21 protein-coding genes and 1 other annotated feature are annotated in these 22,551 nt (G+C 63.3%); of the genes, 13 read left to right on the top strand and 8 right to left on the bottom strand.

Annotated elements, in window-relative coordinates; genetic code table 11:
• Positions 1-454: 454 nt before the first annotated feature.
• Both ACDK93_RS03585 and ACDK93_RS03590 read right to left on the bottom strand, forming a co-directional pair.
• Positions 455-1,531: a DUF6765 family protein gene (locus ACDK93_RS03585; RefSeq protein WP_458071219.1), complete on the bottom strand. Its 1,077-nt coding sequence runs from the start codon at positions 1,529-1,531 to the stop codon at positions 455-457.
• Positions 1,528-2,490, bottom strand: a complete 963-nt coding sequence (locus ACDK93_RS03590; RefSeq protein WP_458071220.1) for a LysR family transcriptional regulator — start codon at positions 2,488-2,490, stop codon at positions 1,528-1,530. Before ACDK93_RS03590 ends, ACDK93_RS03585 begins: the two co-directional genes overlap by 4 nt.
• Positions 2,491-2,600: 110 nt before the next feature.
• Here ACDK93_RS03590 and ACDK93_RS03595 point away from each other — a divergent pair, with 110 nt between their 5' ends.
• The 3 genes from ACDK93_RS03595 (at position 2,601) to ACDK93_RS03605 (ending at position 4,354) form a co-directional block, all read left to right on the top strand.
• Positions 2,601-3,680: an NAD(P)-dependent alcohol dehydrogenase gene (locus ACDK93_RS03595; protein WP_458071221.1), complete on the top strand. Its 1,080-nt coding sequence runs from the start codon at positions 2,601-2,603 to the stop codon at positions 3,678-3,680.
• A 209-nt stretch (positions 3,681-3,889) separates the two neighbouring features.
• Positions 3,890-4,111 carry a hypothetical protein gene (locus ACDK93_RS03600; RefSeq protein WP_458071222.1) on the top strand — a complete coding sequence of 74 codons (222 nt, stop codon included), beginning with the start codon at positions 3,890-3,892 and terminating at the stop codon, positions 4,109-4,111.
• A gap of 30 nt (positions 4,112-4,141) precedes the next feature.
• Positions 4,142-4,354: a hypothetical protein gene (locus tag ACDK93_RS03605; RefSeq protein ID WP_458071223.1), complete on the top strand. Its 213-nt coding sequence runs from the start codon at positions 4,142-4,144 to the stop codon at positions 4,352-4,354.
• A gap of 8 nt (positions 4,355-4,362) precedes the next feature.
• Here the strand turns inward: ACDK93_RS03605 and ACDK93_RS03610 are convergent, their stop codons facing one another.
• From ACDK93_RS03610 to ACDK93_RS03625, 4 genes are all read right to left on the bottom strand, one after another.
• Positions 4,363-5,223, bottom strand: a complete 861-nt coding sequence (locus ACDK93_RS03610; protein WP_458071224.1) for an endonuclease/exonuclease/phosphatase family protein — start codon at positions 5,221-5,223, stop codon at positions 4,363-4,365.
• A 94-nt stretch (positions 5,224-5,317) separates the two neighbouring features.
• Positions 5,318-6,061 carry a DUF1223 domain-containing protein gene (locus tag ACDK93_RS03615; RefSeq protein ID WP_458071225.1) on the bottom strand — a complete coding sequence of 248 codons (744 nt, stop codon included), beginning with the start codon at positions 6,059-6,061 and terminating at the stop codon, positions 5,318-5,320.
• 121 nt (positions 6,062-6,182) lie between these two features.
• Positions 6,183-6,869: an EAL domain-containing protein gene (locus tag ACDK93_RS03620; protein ID WP_458071226.1), complete on the bottom strand. Its 687-nt coding sequence runs from the start codon at positions 6,867-6,869 to the stop codon at positions 6,183-6,185.
• Positions 6,870-7,244: 375 nt separating this feature from the next.
• Positions 7,245-7,388, bottom strand: coding sequence for a hypothetical protein (locus ACDK93_RS03625; RefSeq protein WP_458071227.1), 144 nt, complete (start codon positions 7,386-7,388; stop codon positions 7,245-7,247).
• A 60-nt stretch (positions 7,389-7,448) separates the two neighbouring features.
• Here ACDK93_RS03625 and ACDK93_RS03630 point away from each other — a divergent pair, with 60 nt between their 5' ends.
• Positions 7,449-8,909: an APC family permease gene (locus ACDK93_RS03630; protein ID WP_458071228.1), complete on the top strand. Its 1,461-nt coding sequence runs from the start codon at positions 7,449-7,451 to the stop codon at positions 8,907-8,909.
• A 72-nt stretch (positions 8,910-8,981) separates the two neighbouring features.
• On the opposite strand, the gene ACDK93_RS03635 is transcribed toward ACDK93_RS03630, so the two are convergent.
• The gene (locus ACDK93_RS03635; protein ID WP_458071229.1) at positions 8,982-9,362 is read right to left on the bottom strand and encodes a winged helix-turn-helix transcriptional regulator; all 381 of its coding nucleotides are present in this window, start codon (positions 9,360-9,362) and stop codon (positions 8,982-8,984) included.
• 81 nt (positions 9,363-9,443) lie between these two features.
• On the opposite strand from ACDK93_RS03635, the gene ACDK93_RS03640 reads away from it, so the two are divergent.
• The 4 genes from ACDK93_RS03640 to ACDK93_RS03655 all read left to right on the top strand — a co-directional run bounded on the left by ACDK93_RS03640 (position 9,444) and on the right by ACDK93_RS03655 (position 14,534).
• Positions 9,444-10,502 carry an SDR family oxidoreductase gene (locus ACDK93_RS03640; RefSeq protein WP_458071230.1) on the top strand — a complete coding sequence of 353 codons (1,059 nt, stop codon included), beginning with the start codon at positions 9,444-9,446 and terminating at the stop codon, positions 10,500-10,502.
• Between the two features lie 328 nt (positions 10,503-10,830).
• Positions 10,831-11,973, top strand: coding sequence for a hypothetical protein (locus ACDK93_RS03645; RefSeq protein WP_458071231.1), 1,143 nt, complete (start codon positions 10,831-10,833; stop codon positions 11,971-11,973).
• A 264-nt stretch (positions 11,974-12,237) separates the two neighbouring features.
• Positions 12,238-13,368 carry a carboxylate-amine ligase gene (locus ACDK93_RS03650; protein ID WP_458071232.1) on the top strand — a complete coding sequence of 377 codons (1,131 nt, stop codon included), beginning with the start codon at positions 12,238-12,240 and terminating at the stop codon, positions 13,366-13,368.
• Positions 13,365-14,534 carry a hypothetical protein gene (locus tag ACDK93_RS03655; protein ID WP_458071233.1) on the top strand — a complete coding sequence of 390 codons (1,170 nt, stop codon included), beginning with the start codon at positions 13,365-13,367 and terminating at the stop codon, positions 14,532-14,534. The genes ACDK93_RS03650 and ACDK93_RS03655 overlap by 4 nt, the downstream gene beginning before the upstream one ends.
• 219 nt (positions 14,535-14,753) lie before the next feature.
• Here ACDK93_RS03655 and ACDK93_RS03660 read toward each other — a convergent pair whose 3' ends face one another.
• Positions 14,754-15,650 carry an SDR family oxidoreductase gene (locus tag ACDK93_RS03660; protein WP_458071234.1) on the bottom strand — a complete coding sequence of 299 codons (897 nt, stop codon included), beginning with the start codon at positions 15,648-15,650 and terminating at the stop codon, positions 14,754-14,756.
• 97 nt (positions 15,651-15,747) lie between these two features.
• On the opposite strand from ACDK93_RS03660, the gene ACDK93_RS03665 reads away from it, so the two are divergent.
• The 5 genes from ACDK93_RS03665 to ACDK93_RS03685 all read left to right on the top strand — a co-directional run bounded on the left by ACDK93_RS03665 (position 15,748) and on the right by ACDK93_RS03685 (position 22,410).
• Positions 15,748-16,584: a helix-turn-helix transcriptional regulator gene (locus tag ACDK93_RS03665; RefSeq protein ID WP_458071235.1), complete on the top strand. Its 837-nt coding sequence runs from the start codon at positions 15,748-15,750 to the stop codon at positions 16,582-16,584.
• A gap of 345 nt (positions 16,585-16,929) precedes the next feature.
• Positions 16,930-16,983, top strand: a sequence feature (sul1 is cis-regulatory element that is thought to sense ions involved in sulfur or methionine metabolism; They are found in Alphaproteobacteria).
• Positions 16,984-17,066: 83 nt separating this feature from the next.
• Positions 17,067-18,521 (top strand): SulP family inorganic anion transporter, encoded by a 1,455-nt coding sequence (locus ACDK93_RS03670; RefSeq protein ID WP_458071237.1) that lies wholly within the window; start codon positions 17,067-17,069, stop codon positions 18,519-18,521.
• Between the two features lie 107 nt (positions 18,522-18,628).
• Positions 18,629-19,660 (top strand): L-glyceraldehyde 3-phosphate reductase, encoded by a 1,032-nt coding sequence (gene mgrA / locus ACDK93_RS03675; protein WP_458071238.1) that lies wholly within the window; start codon positions 18,629-18,631, stop codon positions 19,658-19,660.
• 533 nt (positions 19,661-20,193) lie between these two features.
• Positions 20,194-20,856, top strand: a complete 663-nt coding sequence (locus ACDK93_RS03680; protein ID WP_458071239.1) for a cytochrome b — start codon at positions 20,194-20,196, stop codon at positions 20,854-20,856.
• A 102-nt stretch (positions 20,857-20,958) separates the two neighbouring features.
• The gene (locus ACDK93_RS03685) at positions 20,959-22,410 is read left to right on the top strand and encodes a glycosyltransferase family 2 protein (RefSeq protein ID WP_458071240.1); all 1,452 of its coding nucleotides are present in this window, start codon (positions 20,959-20,961) and stop codon (positions 22,408-22,410) included.
• Positions 22,411-22,551 lie beyond the last annotated feature (141 nt).

The raw sequence follows: 22,551 nt of genomic DNA on the forward strand, positions 1-22,551 counted from the left end.
AGCGCATGCGTCGCTGGCACTTTTTTTATTTCTACCAGCAGCGAATGTCCAAAGACGGCATGCGCGAGCAGCGCAATCTCGGGTGCGTCCAGCCGATGCAGAAATTCCTTATCATTTCGCTTTCGACAGAGAGCGACGGTGTATGGATCCGCAGCCGCATATCTATTGCCCCCTGTGCCGGTGGGAGCCGAACGGCAACAGCATCTGGTACTGCGCACCGTCAGAACCTGGCGCCGGATGCCGCACCCGCTGGAACACCTTCTGGACCGCCGGCTGCTGCCCCGGCTGCGGCCACTTCTGGGCAAAAACGCAGTGCCATTCGTGCAAGCAGTCGTCACCGCACGAGGCCTGGTATCACTATCCATCGGACGGCGATCGCGCGAGCGAAAAAAAGCGGGAACTTGAAACCTCGCGGTAACTGGCGGACAGGGACGACGCGGTGTTTTCGTCTCGATCAGGCCAGCCGCACACCATGCTTGGGCAGAATCACCTGCGTCACCACGAAGCGATGCTCCTTGATCGCGTCGTGGAATTTGCGGTAGTCGGATTGTTCGAAGGCTTCCGACCACACCGGCTTTTCTCCGCCATCGCCGTCATGGTCGACGATGCCGGTGGCCTGGTCCTTCCACGAACCGGGGCCTTTGCCGATGTAGGGCGTTACCGTTTCGGCGAAGCCGGGCAGCTGGCCTTCGGCGAGCGCGGCGCACAGTGCGTCCAGCCGTTTGACCGGATCATCATCGCGATTAGAAGAAAGCAATGACGCCAGCGCCACTCGGGTTTCTTCGAGCAGTCCTGGCTCCTGCGCGAACGCCGCGTTGCCGCGGCGAAATCCCTTGATGGCGCGATACGCCATGTCCGCCGCTTCCATGAAGATGGGCAGGTTGTCGCGCTGGAAGGTCAGGCCGTGGCCGTTCTGGTACTGCCACTTGGCCCAGGGCTGGTCGGGAAAATGCAGGGCTGCGCCGTGGCCAAGCTTGACCAGATGATCAAGAAATTCCGACTGCGCCGTATGCACCGCATCACTGGCAAGTTGCTCCAGCTTCCCGAGCCACGCGTCGTGGGAGTAATCCTCGCTCGTCAGTGACGTCACCACATTGTGGTCGCTGATGGTGCCGGTAAAGTTCTGGTGCGCCCAGGTGTCGACGTAAACATGCAGGGTCACGCCCAGGCGGTGCAGCGCATTCTCGGCGCCACGGTTGGCGATGGCGTGCGCGACCATATCGCGTGCGATCGCGCTATCGGGTTTACAGATGGATTTGTCTTCCAGCGTGTCGCCTTCGCCGGCCGGCAGAAAGTGGAACGGCGCCCAGATGCGCTTGTCGCTGGTGTTGCTGATATTCATGTAATCGAACATCTTGTGTGCGCTGGCAAAGCGCTCGTAGCTCTCGCCCCCGGCGAACTCCAGCGTGCCGCTGACGGTGGCGTCATCCACGTACTGGCAGCAGTGCGCCACGATCTCGGCCTCCGGCTTTTCAAGCCCGGCGAGGCGGCTGACGAGATAGATCACGCCGTAGTGGAAATCGATATTCACCGGCTGGCCTTTTGTCGCGTTTTTCGAAGCGGCGGCATTGTCGCCCCGCGCTGGGATTCTGCCTGGGCCAGTCTTGTACGCAGTGCCTCAATCATGGCTGAAAGCGCTGGCGGCGTCTGGCGCCGGCTGGGGTGATAAAGGTAGTAACCGGGCAAGGTGGGGCACCAGGGCTCAAGCATCCGCGTGAGCCGACCTTTGGCAACATGGTCCGTTACCATTTCTTCGAAGACGTACGCGATACCCTGGCCGGCGAGCGCCGAGGCGAGAATCATGTCGCCATCGTTGAAGGCAAGATGTCCTTCCACGCGCATCTGAAATGGACGTCCATTCTCCTCGAACTGCCACAGGTAGGCACCGCCAGAAGTGGTGTAGCGATAGTTGATGCAGCGGTGTTCGGCCAGTTCGCGCGGATGTTGGGGCATAGCGCGTTTGGCGAGGTAATTGGGTGAGGCGACGACGGCGATTTTGATATCCGCACTGATGCGCACGGCAATCATGTCCTTGTCGAGCTTGTGCCCGTGGCGGATGCCGGCGTCGTAGCGGTCGGCGACGATATCGGTGAGTCCTTCGTCGATGATCAGCTCCAGGTCGATCTCCGGATAATCGGCAAGGAAGTCGGGAATCAGCGGTAGCAGCACGCTATGGGCCGCTTGCCGAAGCGTCGTGATGCGCAGGGTACCGGACGGCTTTTCACGCAGCTCGCTCAAGGCGCCGAGCCCTGCTTGAATGTCGTCCAGCGCAGGCCGCAGAGTGCGCAGCAAGCGTTCGCCGGCTTCCGTCGCACGCACGCTGCGCGTGGTGCGCGCGAGCAGGCGCATGCCGAGCCGCGATTCTAGTGACTTCATGGCATGGCTCAGAGCGGAGGCCGACATACCCAGGCGCGTGGCTGCCTGCGTGAAGCTCATCAGCTCCGCCACCAGGGCAAAGGCCGCCAGATCGTTGAGCTCGTCGCGCTTCATTGCTGCATTTGCCTCATAAGTTCATCCCGTTAAACGCATCTTATCAAGCAAAGCCATCGCGTTTAGGCTGATGTTCAACGCGTCGAAGCGCATTTGCTTGGAGCAAAACGATGACACCGAACGTTCGCGCTTCATCCCTGCGCCAGGCCTGGGGCCTGGCCTCATCGGGCAAGGACCAGCCGCTGGCGCCGTGGGCCTTCAAGCGCCGCGCGCTGCGACATTACGATGTCGCCGTGCGCATCACCTACTGCGGCGTTTGCCATACCGATCTGCACACGATTCAGGGCGGGCGCGATTTCCCCGTGGTGCCTGGGCACGAGATGGTCGGTGAAGTGACGGAAGTGGGAGCTGGGGTCACCCGGTTTGCGGTGGGCGACAGCGTGGCGATCGGCAATATCGTCGATTCATGCGGCCATTGTGCACCGTGCCTGCAACACGACGAGCCCTACTGCCGCGAATTTCCCACGCTCACCTATGGCGGCACGGATCGCCATGACGGTCAGCCGACCTACGGTGGCTACTCCAATGAATACGTGGCCAGCGCGGATTTTGTCTACCACGTGCCGTCCGGACTGGATCCGGCGGCCGTGGCGCCGATGCTCTGCGCCGGCGTGACCACCTGGTCGCCGCTGCGGCACTGGAAAATAGGGCCTGGCATGACGATCGGCGTGGTCGGTCTCGGCGGTCTTGGACACATGGCGGTGAAGTTTGCTCACGCGCTGGGCGCAAAAGTCGTGGTGTTCACTACCTCACCGGGCAAATGCAGCGACGCGCTGGCACTCGGTGCGGACGAAGCGATCCTGTCTGCCGACGCCGAGGCGATGGCGGCGCAGAAGTACCGCTTTCGCTTCATCCTGGATACCGTGTCCAGCCGGCACGATCTCGATCCTTACCTGCTTGCGCTTGATATGGATGGCACGCTGTGTTGCCTGGGTATCCCCGACGCGATGGATTTCACGCCGGTGCTGCTGACCATGGGGCGGCGACGTCTCAGCAGTTCCGGCTCGGCCGGCACGCGCGAGACGCAGGAGATGCTGGATTTCTGCGGCGAGCATGGCATCACGGCCGACGTCGAGATTATCGCAGCCGCGGCGATCGACGAGGGGTTTGCGCGGCTCGAGAAAGGCGAGGTTCGCTATCGGCTGGTGATCGACATGGCGACGTTGTCGAAGCCTGTGGCCATGGCGTAGCCGTCGGCAGTATCGGTAAGACGCTTGCAGCAGAGTCGCGCATCGGCGAAATAACAGAGGGTCATCGCGTTTAGCCTTCCATCTGGCGTGAAAGGTAACTACGGTGTTGCTAGCCGTTCATGGCGCCGCGCGATCCGGATCGGCGCGCTGTCATGCCTCCTTCACTGGCGCAAGATCAACTTATGCGTTCATCCGCAGGAGCATGCCGCATGACCGGTTCCACACCCCAGACGCACACCCGCACCGTCGATGGCACCACGTATACCGTGCAAACATCGCAGCACGAGCGCGGCATCTCGATTGTCGTCACTGTTCCCGGTATCGGCCCGGAAGAAGAGAATGACCGAACGTACGCGTCCATTGACGAAGCGCTGGCTGCGGGCGACGAGATCGCGCGTTCGCTGATTCGCCGTCAGGAACTGGCAAGGTAGACTGATGCCATCCGACGTGAGAGACCCCCGATGAGCAACGCATCTGGCTACAAGATCTATCCCTCGTCCCAGGTTGAGTCTTCCAGTGACGGGAGCTTCGTTTACGAAGCGATGTACACCATTGAAGACAAGGACGGGCTGCGCGGTGAACCGATCAAGGTCGCCGGCGTGTTCCAATCGGCTGAGGAAGCGATCGCCGCTGCCCAGGCGGCAGGCGAAAAGCTGCTCTCGCAGATGCACTAACGTTTGCGCTAATGCTGCTTTGGCGTTGCCGGCCAGGCGAGTGCGGCGACTACCGGAAAGTGGTCAGAGGGATAGCGGCTTCCCTCACTGGTTGTGATGGTACTTGCCGTGATCGCGTGAAAGCCGCGGGAGAGAATCCAGTCGATGCGCCGATCCGGCACGCCGCTGAAATTATGGAAAGTCTTTTCCGGACCGCTGCGGCTGTGCGCGTTGATCCATGCGTCGTCCAGCAACGAGGTGAGTACCGCATGGTCGGGCCTATCCGGCGCGCTGTTGAAATCACCGGTCATAACGATGGGTAGATTGGCAGGTAACGCGCTCAGACGGGCAAGAATTTCCTCGGCGGAGCGCGTGCGCGCCAGCTCCTCCTGATCGCGATACGGAAAATGCGTGTTGCAGTAATAAAATCGCCGGCCGTCGGCTTTGCGTTCAAACACGGCCCAGGTCACCATTCGGGGATAAGGATTGCCCCAGGTGATGCTGCCGGGTTTGTCTGGTGTGTCGGAAAGCCAGTAGCTGCCGGCGTCGATGGCGCGCAGCCGGTCGGCTCGATAGAACACGCCCATATGCTCGTCACCCTCATCGCCGCGGCGGCCGATGCCGAACCACAGGTACTGCGGCAGCTTGCCAACGATGTAATCACCCTGGAATTTGTTCAGCTCCTGCGTGCCGAGCACGTCGGGATGCTGCGCTCGTATCGTGCGCACCATGATGTCACGGCGATGGTTCCAGTCGTTGGCGCCATCGTTGGCGATGCCGGTACGCACGTTGAACGTCATGATGAGCAGCGTCTGGGCGGTCAGTGGCATGGCGCGTAGCGCGAGAACGGCGAATACGAGGGTGGAAATGATCCAGCGAGTCGCGCGCATGTTGAAGCGTCCATCGAACAACGAAAGCTGAAGTATCGCAGTGCGCTAATCGACCATCCACAAGCTTCCAACGGGCGCTTTCAACGGCGCGCAATCAGCGTGAGGCGGTATCCGTATTCACGCTGGAATCTTTTGCAGCGCTGAGAATCTCGCCTCCGCTCTTGATCTGCACCAGTGCCGCGGTCGACAGGCCGCGTGTGGATGCGGCGGGAATAGCGAAGGTTTTTGCACGACCGTCCCACGTGCCGAGGTTCACCAGTTCGCGCACTACGTTGCGATGTGGCAGCGTGCGGCCGCTGTTCTCGCCGGCGCGGATGGCTACGTTGATGGTGCGCGGATCGTAGCGGACCAGCCACACGTCGGCTGGCGCGTCAGGCTTGCCCGCGCCCACCTGCAGCTGGCCTTTGGCCCAAGACAGCGCCGGACCATGCGTATGCGCCTGGGCGACCACCTGATCGAGCTGCGCGCGATCACTGCCGACAATGGCCATCTGCCCGTTCACGATGACCTGCGGTGTGTACACGCCATCCCGTTTTTGATAGCGCGAATAGTCGTACTGGCGGTTAGTGAACGCCTCGCTGGCAAAGGTGTCCTTCCAGCCCAGGTTGTCCCAATACGTCACCGCAAAGGACAGTGCGAGGATGTTCGGCTGCCCGGCGATCGCATTGAGGTTCGCCTCGGCCGGCGGGCACGAGGAGCAGCCCTGGCTTTGGAACAGCTCCACCACGACCGGTGACCCGGTGGCCGGGGGCTCCTGTGCGTAGCCGATCTCGCTGAAGGCGATCAGCGCAAACGCGCCGAGCAGGAATTTGGCAGGCAGTCGAAAGAATGTGTGCATAGCAGGCTCCGGCCGACACGGCGGATGGTTGAGTACAGCGGTGCGTGTCGTTACCCGAGTTCTTCGCCGAGGCAGCAGCGAAAGTTACCTTGCCGCGGCGGCGATAGGTTCTGCCTGCCGCTCAGTCAGCATCCGGCCAGCAGATAGCCGGCAGGTGCTCGAATCCGGGCTCAGCGAACAGGAAACCCTGAAAAAGATGCACGCCCATCGATTGCAGCATCCGCATTTCGCCGATCTGTTCGATGCCTTCGGCAATCACCGCAATGTGCAGCGCGTGGCAAATGTCGAGCAGGCCCCGGACAATAGTCTGGCGCACGGGGTCCTGATCGATATCGCGAACGAGTGCCATATCCAGCTTGATGATATCCGGCTGAAACTCGGACAGCAGGTTGAGCCCCGCATAGCCGGCACCGAAATCGTCGAACGCTGTCTTGAAGCCCTGACGCCTGTATTCCACCACGATGTGCTTCAAATGGGCCTGGTCTGGCCGCTCGTTTTCGGTAATCTCAAAGATCAGCCGGTCGGTGGGAAAATTGCAGCGTTGCGCAGCCATCAGCGTGGCGCGTATGCAGGTGCTCGCCTGGTACACCGCGTTCGGCAGAAAGTTGATACTCAGAAAGCAACGGATGCCGAGTTTCGATGCCATCTCGACCGCAGTCACCCGGCACGCCTGATCAAACGTATAGCGATTGCGGTCGGTCACCTGACCGAGGATGCTGGCGGCGCTGCTGCCATCCACCCCGCGGATCAGGCTTTCATACGCGTATACGCTGCGGTCGCGCATGTCGACGATGGGCTGGAACGCCATCGTGAAGTCGAAGCCGAGCGGCTCTTCCTCGCGGCATAAAGAGCAGGGTCTTACTTCGTTCGAAGCTGACACGCGCTGGTCTCCCGTGGATCAATGCGCTGGTGTCGAATTGGGACCAGCCACGCCGACATTAAACGAAGTCGATGATGGTGACACGTGAAAATCATGGCCACGCAAAAACCTTCGCTAGTGCGGCGTATCTATCGCGGCGCAGCGGGTCACGTTCGGGATCAGTGTGGGCAGCAGGCACGACAGCCATGGCCTCTTGCGGACTCGTGCAGCGGCCGCCGGGTGGGACACCGACAACCGCCGCGCCATGACGACGCAAGAGGAACCGGGTCTGCTTCGCCGCTGGCGCATCCACGCTGGGCTGCGCTATGGCTTGGGCTTCTTGCTCGGGACGTTTTGCGGTTCGTGTGGCGTCCCGGCGTTCGGCTCGCTGCCCTTGTCGTTGGTCTTGGGCTGCTCTTCCGGGTAGCCGGAATTCTTCGGCGACGGCTTGGCAGGCTTGTCGGTCATGCGGGCTCTCCTCAAGGCAACAGGTTTTCAGTTTTCGCCGGTGCGAGTGATGATGAGGTCATGACTGCACCGCCCGCGTTTGGACGTCTGCTGCATGGCATACTCGGGCCACACAGGTTGACCAGCGGACCGCACCCGATGACCACTCTCGACGCTGCCGCTGACCTTGCCGGCCACGCGCCAGCGCAGCCTCGACGCCATCTCGGTATCCGCCACGGCATCGCCATGTGTGCCGGCATGGTGATCGGATCGGGCATCTTCAAGTCCACGCCGACCGTGGCGGCCAGCATCAGCTCGCCAACCGGCCTGTTTCTGGTCTGGATGATCGGCGGCGCGTTGTCGTTCTGTGGCGCGCTTTGTTTCGCCGAGATGGCGGCGGCGTTTCCGGATGCGGGCGGCGACTATCACTTTCTGCACAAGGCGTACGGACGCAAGCTGGCGTTTCTGTTTGCGTGGTCGCGCTTTGCGGTGATCCACACCGGCTTTATCGCCATTCTCGCGTACGTGTTCGCCGACTACGTCAACGAGGCGCTGCCGCTGGGCCAGCACGGCACCGGCTTTCTCGCCGTTGGCACGATTGTGCTGCTGTGCGTGATCAATTTGCGCGGCGTACGCACCGGCATGGGCGCGCAGACCGGCTTTGTGGCGGTGGTGGTGTGCGGCATGCTGGCGCTGGGCGCCGCCGGCGTCTGGATGGCTATTCGCGGCATGCCGCCGCTCAACGATGCGCCGGTCCCGGCCGCCAGCGCCTACGGGTCGGCGATGATTTTCGTGATGCTGGCCTACGGCGGCTGGAGCGATGCGGCCACGCTGTCGTCCGAGCTGCGCGCGGGTCCGCGCGGCATTGTGATGACGCTGATCGGCGGCATGTCGCTGGTCACCGTGCTGTACACGCTGGTCAACTGGGCCTACGTGCGCTGCCTCGGTCACGCGGGCCTGGCCGCCAGCAACGCGCCAGCCGCGACGGCGATGCAGCTGGCGTTTGGACGCACGGGCGAGTGGCTGGTGGTGGGCGCGGTGGCGGTCACCTCGATCGCGGTGATCAACGCGCTACTGATTGCCGGCGCGCGCACCACATACGCGGTGGCGCGCGACAGCGGCCTGCTTGGTTCAGTCGGCGAATGGGACGGCGCGCGGGGTATCCCCGCCACTGCGCTGCTGACCATCGGCGGTGTGGCGCTGGTCGAGGCGGCGGTGGCGGGACTGACCCACGGCGCGTTCGCCACCCTGGTCGACTTCGTCTCGCCGGTCTACTGGTTTTTTCTGGTGCTCAGCGGCGCCGCCGTGATCGTGCTGCGCTTTCGCTTCCCCGATGCGCCGCGGCCGTTCAAGGTGCCGCTGTACCCGTTCCTGCCGATTCTTTTTTGTGCGACCAGCGTCTACGTGCTTTACGCGACGCTGGCCTACGTCAAAGCCGGTGCGCTGGTCGGCATCGTGGTGCTGGCATTTGGCATGCTGCTGCTGCCGTGGTTTGGCAAGGCGAGAAAGCGCGCGCATCCCCTGCCGCAAATCGCAGACTGATCGGCGCCTCGCGAGACGGCGGAGGCGTTGCTTCAAAGTTACTCGCCGGGAATCTGGGATCGGAGGAGATCGTCAACGCCGCCGCGATGTCCTGCGCGGCTTCAGTTCATCCAGCGCCGAGGCGTTGCGGCGCGCCCAGTCATATACCAGCTCGATCGGTTCGATCATGCGCTGCCCCAGCGCCGTGAGCGAGTAGTCGACCTCGGGCGGCACGGTGTCGTGCACGTGACGGTGCACCAGGGCGCTGGCTTCGAGTTCGCGCAGGGTCTGGGTCAGCATCTTCTGCGAAATGCCGGGCAGGCTGCGCAGCAGAACGCCCGAGCGCGCTCGGCCCTCATGCTGCACATGCAGTGCGTGCAGGATCATGCTGGTCCACTTGGTAGCGAACAGCTCCAGCACGCGGCGCGGCGCGCAGTCTTCCAGCCATTGGTCGTCGGGCGAGCCGGGTTTCATAAGGGTGGTTACCTTTTGGTGCCGACTTGGTTTGTCGCCGCGGCGGAATTAGTTTGATCGATCATTCTTGCAGAGATACTCATGAACAAGGCGCTCGTGGTGGGAACCAGCGGTATCGTCGGCGGCGCTACGGCGCGGCTTCTGGTGGAAAAAGGCTGGTCGGTGGCCGGCGCGGCGCGTCGACCGCCGGCGCAGGATGGCGTGACGCCGGTAGCGGTGGATCTCACCGACGCCGAAAACACGCGCACCGCGCTGGCCGACGTGGCGCCGTCGCACGTATTCATCGCCACGTGGTCGCGCCAGGCGACCGAGGCGGAGAACATCCGCGTCAACGCCGCGATGGTGCGCCATCTGCTCGACGCCCTGCGCCCTGCTGGCAGCGTGCGCCACGTCGCGCTCGTTACCGGCCTGAAGCACTATCTCGGGCCGTTCGAGGCCTATGGCAAGGGCGTGCTGCCGCAGACGCCGTTCCGCGAGGAGCAGGGGCGTTTGGATGTGGAGAACTTCTATTACGCGCAGGAGGACGAGGTGTTTGCCGCGGGCGCACGCGACGGCTACAGCTGGAGCGTGCATCGCCCGCACACGATTACCGGCGTGGCGGTTGGCAACGCGATGAATATGGCCACCACGCTGGCAGTTTATGCGTCCGTTTGTAAATTCACCGGACGTCCGTTTCGTTTTCCCGGCTCCGCTACACAGTGGAACAGCCTCTCTGACATGACCGATGCGCGTCAGCTGGCCAAACACCTGCTGTGGGCGTCGACGAACGCTATCGCCGCCAACGAGGCGTTCAATATCGTCAACGGCGACGTGTTCCGCTGGCGCTGGATGTGGTCGCGCCTCGCCGACTGGTTTGGCCTCGACGCCGCGCCGTTCGACGGCACGGTGCAACCGCTGGAATCGCAGATGTCCGGCGATGCTTCCATCTGGCGCGAGATCGCCGCGCAGTACGGGCTGGTCGAGCCGGATATCGATCGGCTTATCTCGCCGTGGCATACCGATGCCGATCTGGGCCGCCCGATCGAAGTGGTCACCGATATGTCCAAGAGCCGGCGCATGGGTTTTCTCGACTACCAGCCTAGCGACGACGCGTTCTTTGATGTGTTTGCGACGCTGCGCGAGCGCAAGTTGATTCCCTGAAGCGAAAGGCTTTACGTAGGTTGGGGTGAGCGAAGCGAACCCCAATGCCGCGGCTCCCGACGTTGAGGTCAGGGGCCGATGATTCGGCCCGCCCTTCGGGGCATTCGCATGCGAATGTTCGTTAGGGCGTTCCGCCACCGTAGGTTGGTGGTGAGCGAAGCGAACCCCAACGCAGCGGCACCTTGTGTTGGGGTTCGCTGCGCTCACCCCAACCTACGGCTCACCGCCAACCTACGGCGAAACTTGCCGCATTCACTTGCAGGACATCTGCCACTCACGACACTGCGCAGTCGGACTTTCGGGAGTGGCTGTGCCAAACGCTATCGATATGAAAAACGTTTCCCGCCAGGCGGATGCACGCCCACGCGTTGCGCTTCGACTTCTGCTGCTTGCCACCGGCCTCGCATCGATATCTATCGCCGACGCACGCGGTGGGTCCCGAAGCACATCGCACGCGTCGGCCGATCAACTCGCCATCCAGGTCACCGATGATCGGCTCACCCTCGCCGTCACCGACGTGCCGCAGGTCTATCTCTACGGCACGATCGACGAGGATGCGCCGCAGCGCGTCGGCGCATTGATCCGGTCCGGCAAGATTCCCAGCGGTTCGGATATTTATTTGAATTCGTCCAGCGGTAGCATTGGCGCAGGCATGGCGCTGGGCCGGCTGTTCCGCACCGGTTCGATGGTTACGCACCTGGGCAAGCCGCGGCGCAAGGGCGAGTCGAATACGGCCATCTGCGTGGGCGCCTGTGCGTATGCCTATTTCGGCGGCCTTTATCGCTGGGCGCCGACCGGCAGCGACCGCATCGGCGTTTCGGCCTATCCGACAACATCGGCGTCGGCCGGCGTCGCCAGCCAGTCGCCGCAGCCATCCGGCGACGTCGCCGGCTATCTGAAGGAGATGGGCATCGACACCGCCGCGCTGGCGCCGACGCCGGGGACGGCATCCAACGGCACCGTGTGGCTCTCCGCCGACCAGATGATGGCCTCGGGGCTGGCCAACAACGGACGGCTGCCGCTGGTGGCGAAGTTTCAGAAACTGTCCACGGGACCTTACCTGACGCTGGATCAGGTCGATCGACACGGCCAGCACCGCATGACGATCGAGTGCAAACCCGGGCGCGTGATTCTCACGGCGATCAACAAGGTCGGCGCAGAGCGCGCCAAGGATATCGTCATGCGTGGAACCCGCTCGTATTTCGAGCTCAACCGGCAGGAGATCCTGACCCAGCAAAGCGGCGGCGCGGAAGTGGCCAGTGAGTCGATCAGCATGACGCGGACCTATCCGCCGGCGCGCCTGCAGTACATCATCTACGCGCCGTCCGTTGGCGCCTGGGTGGCCGGAAGGACCAGCGCGTTCCGCAACGGATTCACCTTCGATCTCAATCCAGTCCGCAGCACGCTCAAGCAATACTACGAAGCCTGCTGGCAGGCGGCACCGTGGCCGACGAGCAAGCAAAGTTCGTGAGCGCGCGGCTGTCGCAGCGCCTCGGCTGATCGCGAGGCCGTGGATTTATCGAAACATTGTCGAACGACATCCGGTCATTCAGAAGCACCGGCCATGCCGGGGCTTTTTTTCGCGCAGTCGTCCGTTGGCGTGCCCTGCCGTCACATCCCAACGCACAGTAATCGATTGCGCTAGCCGCGCTTTCCGCCGCGCGGTCATGCCTGCCTGCTTAACTATGTGCGTCCTTTCCGAATTCGCGGGCCGGACGAGCAAAGGAGCAGGGGCATGATCACGTTGGGTATGGAAGAAGAGATTCAAATCATCGATGACCAGGGGGAACTGGTCGCGCATGATTTTTCGGCGGATTTCGCCGAAGCCGCGGTTCCCGAGGGACTGATGGACAAGGAGATCCATCGCTGCGTGATCGAAACCAAGACGCGTATTTGTCGAACGGTGCCGGAGCTGCTTTCTTGCGTGCGGCTGATGCGTGGGCAGGCGCGGCGGCGAGCTGCATCGCAAGGGCAGCGCATTCTCATCGCCGGCATCCATCCGACGTCGGCATGGCAGCCGCAGCCGATGCACGAGGGTGCGGAGTTTCCGCACTATGCGAGTCTGATCGACGAGTACCGAGACGTGTCACGCGGTGCGCTGAGTTTCGGCATGCATCTGCACCTGGGCTTCGAGCTGGGCGCGCCGCGCATGGCGATCATGAACCGGCTGCGGCACGTGCTGCCGGAAGTCCTGGCGCTGTCCGCCAGTTCGCCGTTTTTCGAAGGTCGCGACACCGGCCTGCAGTCGTGGCGCCACAGCCTGCTGGACCGCTATCCGCGCATGGGCACGCCCGACGCGTGGGAAAGCGAGCAGCACTATCAGGCGCACGTGGACCGGCTGCGAGCGGTGGGCTGCCTCGGCGAAGACCAGGGCTTGTGGCAGGACATTCGCCTGCATCATCGCTACGGCACGCTGGAGGTGCGCATCATGGACACGCACCCCGATCTGGTGCGCATCGGCCTGATCGCCACGCTGCTGAAATGGGAAGCCGAAACGCTGCAGCTGGAAATTCGCGCCGGCAGGCAGGGCCCGGCGTGGTCGCGTGCATGCATCGATGAAAACAAATGGCGCGCGCGCCGGCACGGCTTGCGCGCCCAGTGGATCGACTGGAACCGCGACACGGTGTCCGACACGCCCGAACATTTCGAACGCTGGTGGTCGCGCGTGGCGCCGCGGGCGAAGGACGCCGCCGAGCGCAGCTATTGGGAGCGGCATCTGGCCGATGCGCTCATCCAGCGCACGTTCGCCGACGTGCTGCGCCAGCAGGCGCTGCGGCACGGCGACTGGAAAACCACGCTGCAGTGGATGGCCTCGCTGGCCAGTGACGCCGCCTACGTGCCGCAGGCGGCGGAGGCCCTGGCATGAGTGGCTTACCCAACGTGCATCTCGAATTTGTCGGTGAGGCGAAGTTCGCCCGCGCGCTGGCGGACACACGGGCACCGCATCTGCCGCAGAGCCTGCTGTCCGACCACTATGCCGTCGGCAACCGCGCGCTGCGCGCTGCGCTCGATCGAAAGATTGGCCATCTTGTCGGGGCGTTGCAGCCACATCTGCATCCCGGGCGCGTGACGTGGCCCGGCGCGCGGGTGGACGTGCTCGCTCTGGACATGGCGTTCACCGAGCACTCGACGCAGCCGTTCGATCTGGCGTGGGTGGAAATTCAGGCCTTCACCTCGATGCTGCCTACCTTCCACACGATGCATCTGGCGCAGCGTCGGGCCAACGATATGGACGTCCATCTGCTGCCGTACGATCCGCTGCCGCGTGAGACTTTCTGGGTGGATCATTCGCGCCAGTGGCTCGCTCCGCATGCCGACACGGTGCTGATCGAGGATCGACCCCGCGACGGTTTGAGCTGGCCGGATTTCGACGGCGCGCGCCACTGGTGGAATGTCGACGTGCATGACTGGCGCGATGTCATCGTCGAAGACGGCCATCTCTACAGCCCGGATCGCTCCAAGCGCTACGCACACGTGTGGAACCGGCTGATTTTTTCCGACCTCTCGCTGGAAGATCGCGCCGTGGCCGAGGCGAAAATGCGTGCCGCACATCGGCTCAACTGGCACAGCCATCCGGCCTGGTACGACGGTGTGCATAAGGGCACCCTTGCCGATCTGCCGCTGGCGGCGCACGAAGCCTGTCACTGGGTCGAGGACGGCGCGCTGCGCGCGGCGCAGTGGAGCAATCCCGAGCGCTGGGTCGCCAAATCCGTCAGCGGGCACTCCGGCGTCGGCCTGCTGCTCAACCCCACCAGCGCCGAACTCCAGGCGCTGCCCACGCCGCGGCAGTGGATCGTGCAGAACAAGTTCAGGCAGGTACCGATCGGCAAGCACCCCATCACCGATGAGCCGCTGTTCGGCGAAGTGCGCTGTCTGCTCGCACTGCAGGACGGCAAGGCGCCGTGGGTGATGGCGTGGATCTTCCGCTGCTCGACCAATGGCATCGCCACCATGAGCGGCCGCAAGACCCGCCCCGGTGAAGGCATGACGTTGCTGTACTTCGATACGCGCGAGCCAGTGGATGAGGCCTAGTCACCTTATGCGATCAGAGGGCTTGCCGGTGACCGCTGCGACTATGACGGCACGAAGCGCTAACGAACATTCGCGCAGGGAATGGACCGAAGGGCGGGCCGAATCATCGGCCCGCAAAACCTGCGCCGTCGCGTGCCATGTTGGGGTTCGCTGCGCTCACCGCAAACCTACGTGCCTGGACAACGTATTCCCGTCTCCGGCCGCAGGTGCATCGATGGCTCAGCCAGTGGCGGAATAATCCATCCGTTTCAGGTCGTCCAGCAGGCCTGGCCCGTTCGGATGCCAGTCCAGAACGCGACGCGTCCATTCGCTCGACGACAGCATATCCAGGCCGACAAATGCGCCCAGCCAGCCGAAGTGATCGGCCGCTTCATTCGGCGAGATGGACTTTACCGGCAGGCCCAGTCCGTCACCGATCGCCTGCGCGATATCGCGCGCCGCCACGCCTTCCTCGTCGACCGCGTGATAGCGCGCGCCGGGCGCGCACTTCTCGATGGCCAGCCGGTAGAGCCGGGCCACGTCGAGCACGTGCGCTGCAGGAAATCGGCTGAGTCCTTCGCCGACATAGGCCGACACGCCCCTGGCGCGCGCCACCTCGATCAGCGGCGTGACCAGACCCTGCTTGACCGTGTCGTGCACCTGCGGAAGCCGCATGACCGACACCGCGACGCCAGCGGCCAGCATCTCCTCGCCGGCGATTTCCGAAGCGGATCGCGGGTTGGGATGAGCTTTGTTGAACACGTCCTCGGTGGCGGGTTTGCCCGGCATGGTGCTGCCCATGCCCGTACCCGAGGTGATCAGCAGTGGGCGGCTCGAACCGATCAGCGCCGAACCCAGTGCCTTGATCGCGCGGCTATCCTTCTCGCAGTTGGCGACGAAGTTCGAGAAGTCGTGGTCGAACGCGGTGTGGATCACCGCATCGGCCTTGGCAGCGCCGCTGCGCAGGCTGTCCAGATCTTCCAGCTCACCGCGATGCACTTCGGCACCGGCCGCTGTGAGGACGCGCGCGCCTTCGTCAGAGCGGGTCATGCCGATCACCGGGTGGCCGGCCGCGAGCAGCTCGGGCACGATGCGCGAGCCGATAAAGCCGGTGGCGCCGGTGAGAAATATGCGCATGAAGAGTCTCCAGTGGTGAGTATTCGCCTAGACTAGTCCTGCGCTCATACGGGTAAAGTAGTGACGTTATCAAGGTATAAAAACCAACAGGATGCTTATGTCCGTCCCCCTCGGCAACGCGCTCGGCACCTATTTGAGAGACCGGCGCACCCGGCTCGATCCAGCGTCTTTTGGCTTCGGCGGCGGCCGCCGGCGCACGCCGGGACTGCGTCGGGAAGAAGTCGCCCAGCGCGCCAATATCAGCCCCACCTGGTACGCGTGGCTGGAGCAAGGGCGGGGCGGCGCGCCGTCGCCCGATGTGCTCAACCGCATCGCCAAGGGGCTGATGCTGACCGAGCCCGAACGCGAGCACCTGTTCATGCTCGGCCTCGGCCATCCGCCGGAGGTGCGTTACAAGGCCGCCGAAGGCGTCACACCCCGCCTGCAGCGCGTGCTCGATGCGATGGACGTCAGCCCGGCCATCGTCAAGACGCCGCTTTGGGACGTGGTCGCCTGGAACCGCGCCGCCGCGGCGCTGTTCACGGACTACGGCGCCCTGGCCCCGAATCAGCGAAATATTCTTCGAATGATCTTTGCCGATGCGCACGTGCGCGCCGCGCAGGAAGACTGGCAAAGCGTGGCCCGTTTCGTCGTGGGCGCGTTTCGCGCCGACGCGGCGCGGGCCGGTGCCACAGCGGAGATCGGCCAGTTCGTGGAAGAGCTGTCCCGGCTCAGCCCTGAGTTCGAGGCGCTGTGGCTGGCCAACGACGTCAACGCGTACGGTGAAGGCCTCAAGCGTCTGCACCACGAAAAGCTGGGGCTGCTGGAACTCGAATTCTCTGCCTTCGCTGTCGACGGCCGACCCGACCTCGGCATGATCGTGTACAACCCGGTCACCCGCGCGGAGGCGGATCGCATTCGCGCCTATATCGAGTCCCGGGCGGTGCCGGGTTAGGCGAGGATTCGTTAGTTTGCTGATTCAGTCGTCGTCGACGTGATTGGTCGTCTTGGATCTGGCTTGTGCAGGGCGCTTGACGTATCCAAGACACGTCGGGCTATCGGACGACGGGCAACGCGCATGCTCGTATCGCCAGCAACGCCATTCGATGGATGCCTGACGTTCTGAAATAACCTGGGGAATCCGTGAAAGGTGTCGACCGACGCCAGCGAGAGCCGCGCCGTCATGCGGAGCTCCTGCCGCGTGATCCACCGTCCCCGCGAATCATCATTCACCTCATGCCGCCTTTTCCGTCATCGCGAATTGATGCCGCGCCGCATTAAGGCGACAATAGCGCCATCCGTCGGACCCGGCTCAGCCGGGTGGCTCGTCCGGGCGCCTATCCCCCGGAAATCCCGCAACGCACCGCGCTCATCGCCGCTCACAACGGGTGATCACAACCTCGCCGCTGCGTCTGCGACATCCACTGGCTAAAAAAAATGAGGATTCTCTACACGTTCCGCCGTGAGTGGCTGACCAACGTGCCTACCGAACTGTTGTCCGGCGCACTGGTTGCACTGGCGCTCATTCCCGAAGCCATCGGCTTCTCCATCGTGGCCGGTGTCGACCCGAAGGTCGGCCTGTATGCGTCGTTTTCCATCGCGGTGGTCACGGCCATTCTTGGCGGAAGACGGGCGATGATCTCGGCTGCCACCGCGTCGACCGCGGTGCTGATGATCACCCTGGTGCGTGATCACGGTCTGCAATATCTTTTTGCGGCGACGATTCTGATGGGACTGCTGCAGGTTGTTGCCGGCGCCGCACGGCTGGGCCTGGTGATGAAGTTTGTCTCGCGTTCCGTCATGACCGGCTTTGTCAACGCGCTGGCCATCCTCATATTTATGGCGCAGCTGCCGCAGTTCGTCGGAGCCGCCTGGCCGATGTATGCGATGGTCGCCTGCGGGCTGGGGATCATTTATCTGTTTCCACTCATCACAAAGCGCGTGCCATCGGCCTTGGTGAGCATCATCGTGCTGACCGCGTTCACGCTATTCACCGGCCTCAAGCTGCGCACCGTTGGCGACATGGGCCACCTGCCGTCGAGTCTTCCGCTGTTCGGCATTCCGCAGGTGCCGTTTACCCTGGACACGTTGAGAATCATCTTTCCCTATTCGCTGGCGATGGCGGCGGTCGGCCTGCTCGAGTCGCTGCTGACGGCACGGATCGTTGACGACATGACGGATACCCCGAGCAACAAGAGCCGCGAATGCGTCGGGCAGGGCGTGGCGAATTTTGTCACCGGTTTCCTCGGCGGCATGGGCGGTTGCGCAATGATCGGGCAGTCGGTCATCAACGTCACCGCCGGTGGACGGACGCGGCTATCCACGCTCTTCGCCGGCTGCTTTTTGCTCTTTCTGATCGTGGTGGCAGGCGACTGGGTGAAACGCATTCCGATGGCAGCGCTGGTAGCCGTCATGATCATGGTGTCGATCAGCACCTTTGACTGGTCTTCTTTCCGAAATCTGCGCTCGCATCCCTGGCAGTCGAGCGTCGTCATGCTTGCCACGGTCATCGTGGTGGTCGCGACGCGTGATCTGTCCAAAGGGGTGCTGGTTGGCGTCCTGCTCAGCGGCGTGTTCTTTGCCAGCAAGGTCGCGAACCTGTTTACCGTATCGATGCAGCTTGCCGATGACGGGCGAGTGCTCACCTATGTCGTGACGGGCCAGGTTTTCTTCGCGTCGGCCAGCGGACTTGTGGATGCGATCGACTATCAGGCGCTGCCGCCGGAAGTCCGCATCGACGTCAGCGGCGCGCACTTCTGGGATGTCAGTGCGATCAGTGCGCTGGACGACATCGTGCTCAAGCTGCGCCGCCATCACGCTGCGGTCGAGATCGTGGGCCTCAATCAGGCGAGCGCGTCGATGGTCGAGCGATTCGCTACGCATCAACGCTAGATTTTTTATTCGAGAATACTTTCCGGCTCGGCTTGGCGCGTCTTTCATCACGCAGCCGCTAGCATTGGATCCATTAAAAAGTCGGTCCATTTCCCTGGAGAATTCACGTGACCTATCAAGCGGCAACGAATCGTTATGACGACCTGATGCCTTATCGCCGCTGCGGCCGCAGCGGCATCGACCTGCCGGCGATTTCGCTCGGGCTGTGGCAGAACTTTGGCGGTGCGGATGTCTTCGAGACGGGGCGCGCCATGCTGCGTCGCGCGTTCGATCGCGGCGTGACGCATTTCGATCTGGCCAACAACTACGGTCCGCCGTACGGTTCGGCCGAGGAGAATTTTGGCCACGTGATGGCGACCGATCTGGCGCCGTACCGCGATGAGCTGATCATCTCCAGCAAGGCCGGCTGGGATATGTGGCCTGGCCCTTACGGCGGCATCGGCGGCAGCCGCAAGTACCTCATCGCCAGCCTCGACCAGTCGCTCAAGCGCATGGGTCTGGATTACGTCGACATTTTCTATTCACACCGCGTCGATGCCACCACGCCGCTGGAAGAAACCATGGGCGCGCTGGCGCACATGCATCGCCAGGGCAAGGCGCTGTACATCGGTATTTCCAGCTATTCGCCCGAGCTCACGCGCAAGGCGGCAGCCATTCTCGCCGAGGAGCGCGTACCGCTGTTCATCCACCAGCCGAACTACTCGATGTTCAACCGTTGGGTCGAAGACGGCCTGCTCGACACGCTGGAAGAGCTGGGTACCGGCTGCATTGCCTTTTCGCCGCTGGCGCAGGGACTACTCACGTCGAAGTATCTCAACGGCGTGCCTGCCGATGCGCGCGCTACCCGCGATGGTTCGCTGAGCAAGGATCAGCTCAGCGAGAAAAATATCTCACGCATCCGCGCACTCAATGCGATTGCCGAACGCCGCGGCCAGACGCTGGCACAGATGGCCATCGCCTGGGTGCTGCGCGATCCGCGCGTGACCTCGGCCCTGATCGGCGCGCGCACCGTCGAGCAGCTGGATAACTCGCTGGACGCCGTGCACTCGCTCGACTTCTCGGCCGAGGAGCTGGCCGAAATCGACAAGTACGCGACCGACGGTGGTACGGATCTGTGGAAGGGCTCGGCGGAGCTGTGAGTTCGACGTGCGTCGAACGAAGCGACGCCGTGCCGTCGCCTCGTCTGACGTCGGAAGCGTCATATGGCGAAATCAGGCTGCGATAAATCCCGTGGTTGTTTCCCGGTGATCGCCGAGAGCGTCAACCCGTAAGAGGCCGTGACGTTGATGGGCGAAAAGCGGTCTTTTGGCGCCCCATCGTAGGTTGGGGTGAGCGGAGCGACTGTGGAGGCGGGACGCCGCAACGAACATTCGCGCAGCGAATGGCCCGAAGGGCGGGCCGAATCGGCCCGTAACCCCAACACCGGCGCGGGTCAAAGTTGGGGTTCGCTGCGCTCATCCCAACCTACAAAGGCGTGCGTTCGGGCTACTCGAACAGGGTTTTCGGGTAGATGGTGCGTCACGACGCCACCCCGCTTTCACACGCTGCTTGCCCTGTATGGGCAGCGGTTCAGCGCGGGTCTGGATAAGCTAGCCTTGTGGAGCCAGCACGCCGTTTGCGGTGCGCACTGCCATGAAACATCCATCCCTTGCCTCCCTCACAGCAGATCGTCGTGAAAACTTCCCCTCCCACGAAAGGCGCCATCCTTCGAGCGGTGCCGGATACCCGGCCTGGATCGACCACGCCGATCGCCGCCACCTCCGAAGATGCGCTGAAATACACCCGCGTCGCCATGCTTCTGCACTGGACGATCGCGTTGCTCATCCTCGCCAATATAGCGCTGGGGCTCGCAGCCTCGCTGTTGCCGCCCTCGGTGTTACCGGAGACGTCGGTGCGCTTTGTCATCGACACGCACAAGTCCATCGGCATTACCGTGCTGGGGCTGGCGATTGTGCGGGTGCTGTGGCGGCTGACGCACCGGCCGCCGCCGCTGCCCGGCGTTTTTGCCGGCTGGGAGAAGGCCGCGGCGCATGCAGCGCATATCGCGCTGTACGTGCTGATCTTTGCGCTGCCACTGTCGGGTTGGGCGCACGACTCGGCGTGGGACGGCGCCGCGACGCATCCGATGCACCTGTTCGGGCTGGTGCCATGGCCACGTATCGGTTTTCTGATGCATCTCGACCCCGCGCTGAAAGATCAGCTGCACACGCAGCTGGGCACGCTGCACACCTGGTGCGGTTACGCGCTTTACGTGGTGCTGGCGCTGCACATTCTTGGCGCACTCAAGCATCAGTGGATCGACCGCCACCCGGTACTTGGGCGCATGCTGCCGTAATGTTCGTACTCGCTCGACGTACTCACACCCATATAGCCGCGACATCCGAGGTCGGCAACGCCGATTCGCGCAGGTCGCCGATAATGAAATGGAAGTAGGTTGATGGATACGCCACTCAGCTCTCTCGATCGCGCGCTGGCGCTCGCCTCGCCGCGCATCTCGCCCGTACGCACGCCGGCGATCAGCATGTTTATCCACGGCGGCGTGATGGTGCTATGGCTGGTGCTGTTCGCGCGTGCGTTTTTTCTGCACGGCGTCGGCGCATGGTCCACCGGCATTGCCTATGTGATTTACGACACGGCGCTGCTGCTCTTCGTAGCGTGGAAGTCGCTGTCGCTGATGAAGCCACTGCCGCCCGTGCCGGTGAGCCGGACGACGCCCACGCTCGGCGTGATCGTCGCCGCGCACAACGAAGCGGCCGTGCTGCCCATCACGCTCAACGCGCTGCTCGCGCAGACCAGGGTGCCAACACAAATCGTGATTGCCGACGACGGTTCGACCGACGGCACCGCGGAGCTGCTCGCGAGCCGCTTCGGCCTGGTCGATCCCGGTGAAGGCCAGCTCAGCGAACAGAGCGCGCTCCATCCCGCGATACGCTGGCTGCGCGTGCCGCACGGCGGCAAGGCGCGCGCGCTGAACGCCGCGATGCTGGTGATGACCACCGAAACGGTGATGACGGTGGATGCCGACACGCTGCTCGAACCGGAAGCCTGCGCGGCGATGGCCAACGCCTTCGCGGCGTTGCCGCAGCTGGTGGTCGCCGCCGGCCTGCTGTCGCCGGTGTGCAGTCGCACGCTCAGCGGCCGTTTCTTTCAGTGGTTTCAGACCTACGAATACATTCGCAATTTCATCTCGCGCTATGCGTGGATGCGCGCGCACAGCCTGCTGCTGATTTCCGGCGCCTTTGCGTGCTTCCGGCGCGAAGCGGTGTTGACCGTCGGCGGCTTCGATCCGGATTGCCTAGTCGAAGACTACGAGCTGATCCACCGGCTTCGCCGCTACTCTTTCGATCGCGGCCTGGGTTGGGACGTGCGCGTGATCGGCACGGCGAAGGCACGCACCGACGCGCCGAGCACGCTGCCGAGCTTTTTGCGCCAGCGGCGGCGCTGGTTCGCCGGCTTTCTGCAGACGCAGTACTGGTACCGCAGCATGATCGGCAACCGCCGCTACGGCACGCTCGGCACGCTGATGCTGCCGGTCAAGGCCTTCGATACCGTGCAGCCGCTCTACGGCCTCGCCGCCTTCGGCCTGCTGCTCGCGTTTCTGTTCGGCGGGCGCTTTACCATCGTGCTGCCCGTGCTGGTCATCATCCTGGTCAAGATCGCCATCGACCTGGCGTTTCAGGCGTGGTCGGTGCATCTGTACCGTCGCTGGAGCGGCGACAGCACTACGTCGAGTTTCGGCATGGCGCTACTGGCTTCTGTGATCGAGCCGTTCTCGTTCCAGCTGATGCGCCACGGCGGCGCCACGCTCGGCTGGGTGTACTTTTTGCTGAAGCGAAGCGAATGGGGCAAGCAGCATCGGGTGGGGCTGAATTCGGTGGACCAGCCCTGAATCCTGCGGCGTGGAAATGTCTGCTGGTAGTTAGCGAATACACGCAATGCAAGCTGGTCGTTCTGGTGCATTTTCAAAGCGCTCTTGTCGCGCCTATTCGCCCGCCACGATAGCCTTCGGGTCTTTCGATGCGTTCCATGC

The organism is Rhodanobacter sp. BL-MT-08 (genome assembly GCF_054161255.1).

Coding starts and splice junctions, on each gene's coding strand:
- ACDK93_RS03620 (WP_458071226.1), bottom strand. CDS start 6,869: ATGGCGTTCCAGCCCATCGTCGACATGCGCGACCGCAGCGTATACGCG.
- ACDK93_RS03640 (WP_458071230.1), top strand. CDS start 9,444: ATGAACAAGGCGCTCGTGGTGGGAACCAGCGGTATCGTCGGCGGCGCT.
- ACDK93_RS03605 (WP_458071223.1), top strand. CDS start 4,142: ATGAGCAACGCATCTGGCTACAAGATCTATCCCTCGTCCCAGGTTGAG.
- ACDK93_RS03685 (WP_458071240.1), top strand. CDS start 20,959: ATGGATACGCCACTCAGCTCTCTCGATCGCGCGCTGGCGCTCGCCTCG.
- ACDK93_RS03660 (WP_458071234.1), bottom strand. CDS start 15,650: ATGCGCATATTTCTCACCGGCGCCACCGGCTTTATCGGCTCGCGCATC.
- ACDK93_RS03625 (WP_458071227.1), bottom strand. CDS start 7,388: ATGACCGACAAGCCTGCCAAGCCGTCGCCGAAGAATTCCGGCTACCCG.
- ACDK93_RS03650 (WP_458071232.1), top strand. CDS start 12,238: ATGATCACGTTGGGTATGGAAGAAGAGATTCAAATCATCGATGACCAG.
- ACDK93_RS03630 (WP_458071228.1), top strand. CDS start 7,449: ATGACTGCACCGCCCGCGTTTGGACGTCTGCTGCATGGCATACTCGGG.
- ACDK93_RS03635 (WP_458071229.1), bottom strand. CDS start 9,362: ATGAAACCCGGCTCGCCCGACGACCAATGGCTGGAAGACTGCGCGCCG.
- ACDK93_RS03670 (WP_458071237.1), top strand. CDS start 17,067: ATGAGGATTCTCTACACGTTCCGCCGTGAGTGGCTGACCAACGTGCCT.
- ACDK93_RS03665 (WP_458071235.1), top strand. CDS start 15,748: ATGTCCGTCCCCCTCGGCAACGCGCTCGGCACCTATTTGAGAGACCGG.
- ACDK93_RS03590 (WP_458071220.1), bottom strand. CDS start 2,490: ATGAAGCGCGACGAGCTCAACGATCTGGCGGCCTTTGCCCTGGTGGCG.
- ACDK93_RS03615 (WP_458071225.1), bottom strand. CDS start 6,061: ATGCACACATTCTTTCGACTGCCTGCCAAATTCCTGCTCGGCGCGTTT.
- ACDK93_RS03595 (WP_458071221.1), top strand. CDS start 2,601: ATGACACCGAACGTTCGCGCTTCATCCCTGCGCCAGGCCTGGGGCCTG.
- ACDK93_RS03645 (WP_458071231.1), top strand. CDS start 10,831: ATGAAAAACGTTTCCCGCCAGGCGGATGCACGCCCACGCGTTGCGCTT.
- ACDK93_RS03655 (WP_458071233.1), top strand. CDS start 13,365: ATGAGTGGCTTACCCAACGTGCATCTCGAATTTGTCGGTGAGGCGAAG.
- ACDK93_RS03600 (WP_458071222.1), top strand. CDS start 3,890: ATGACCGGTTCCACACCCCAGACGCACACCCGCACCGTCGATGGCACC.
- ACDK93_RS03610 (WP_458071224.1), bottom strand. CDS start 5,223: ATGCGCGCGACTCGCTGGATCATTTCCACCCTCGTATTCGCCGTTCTC.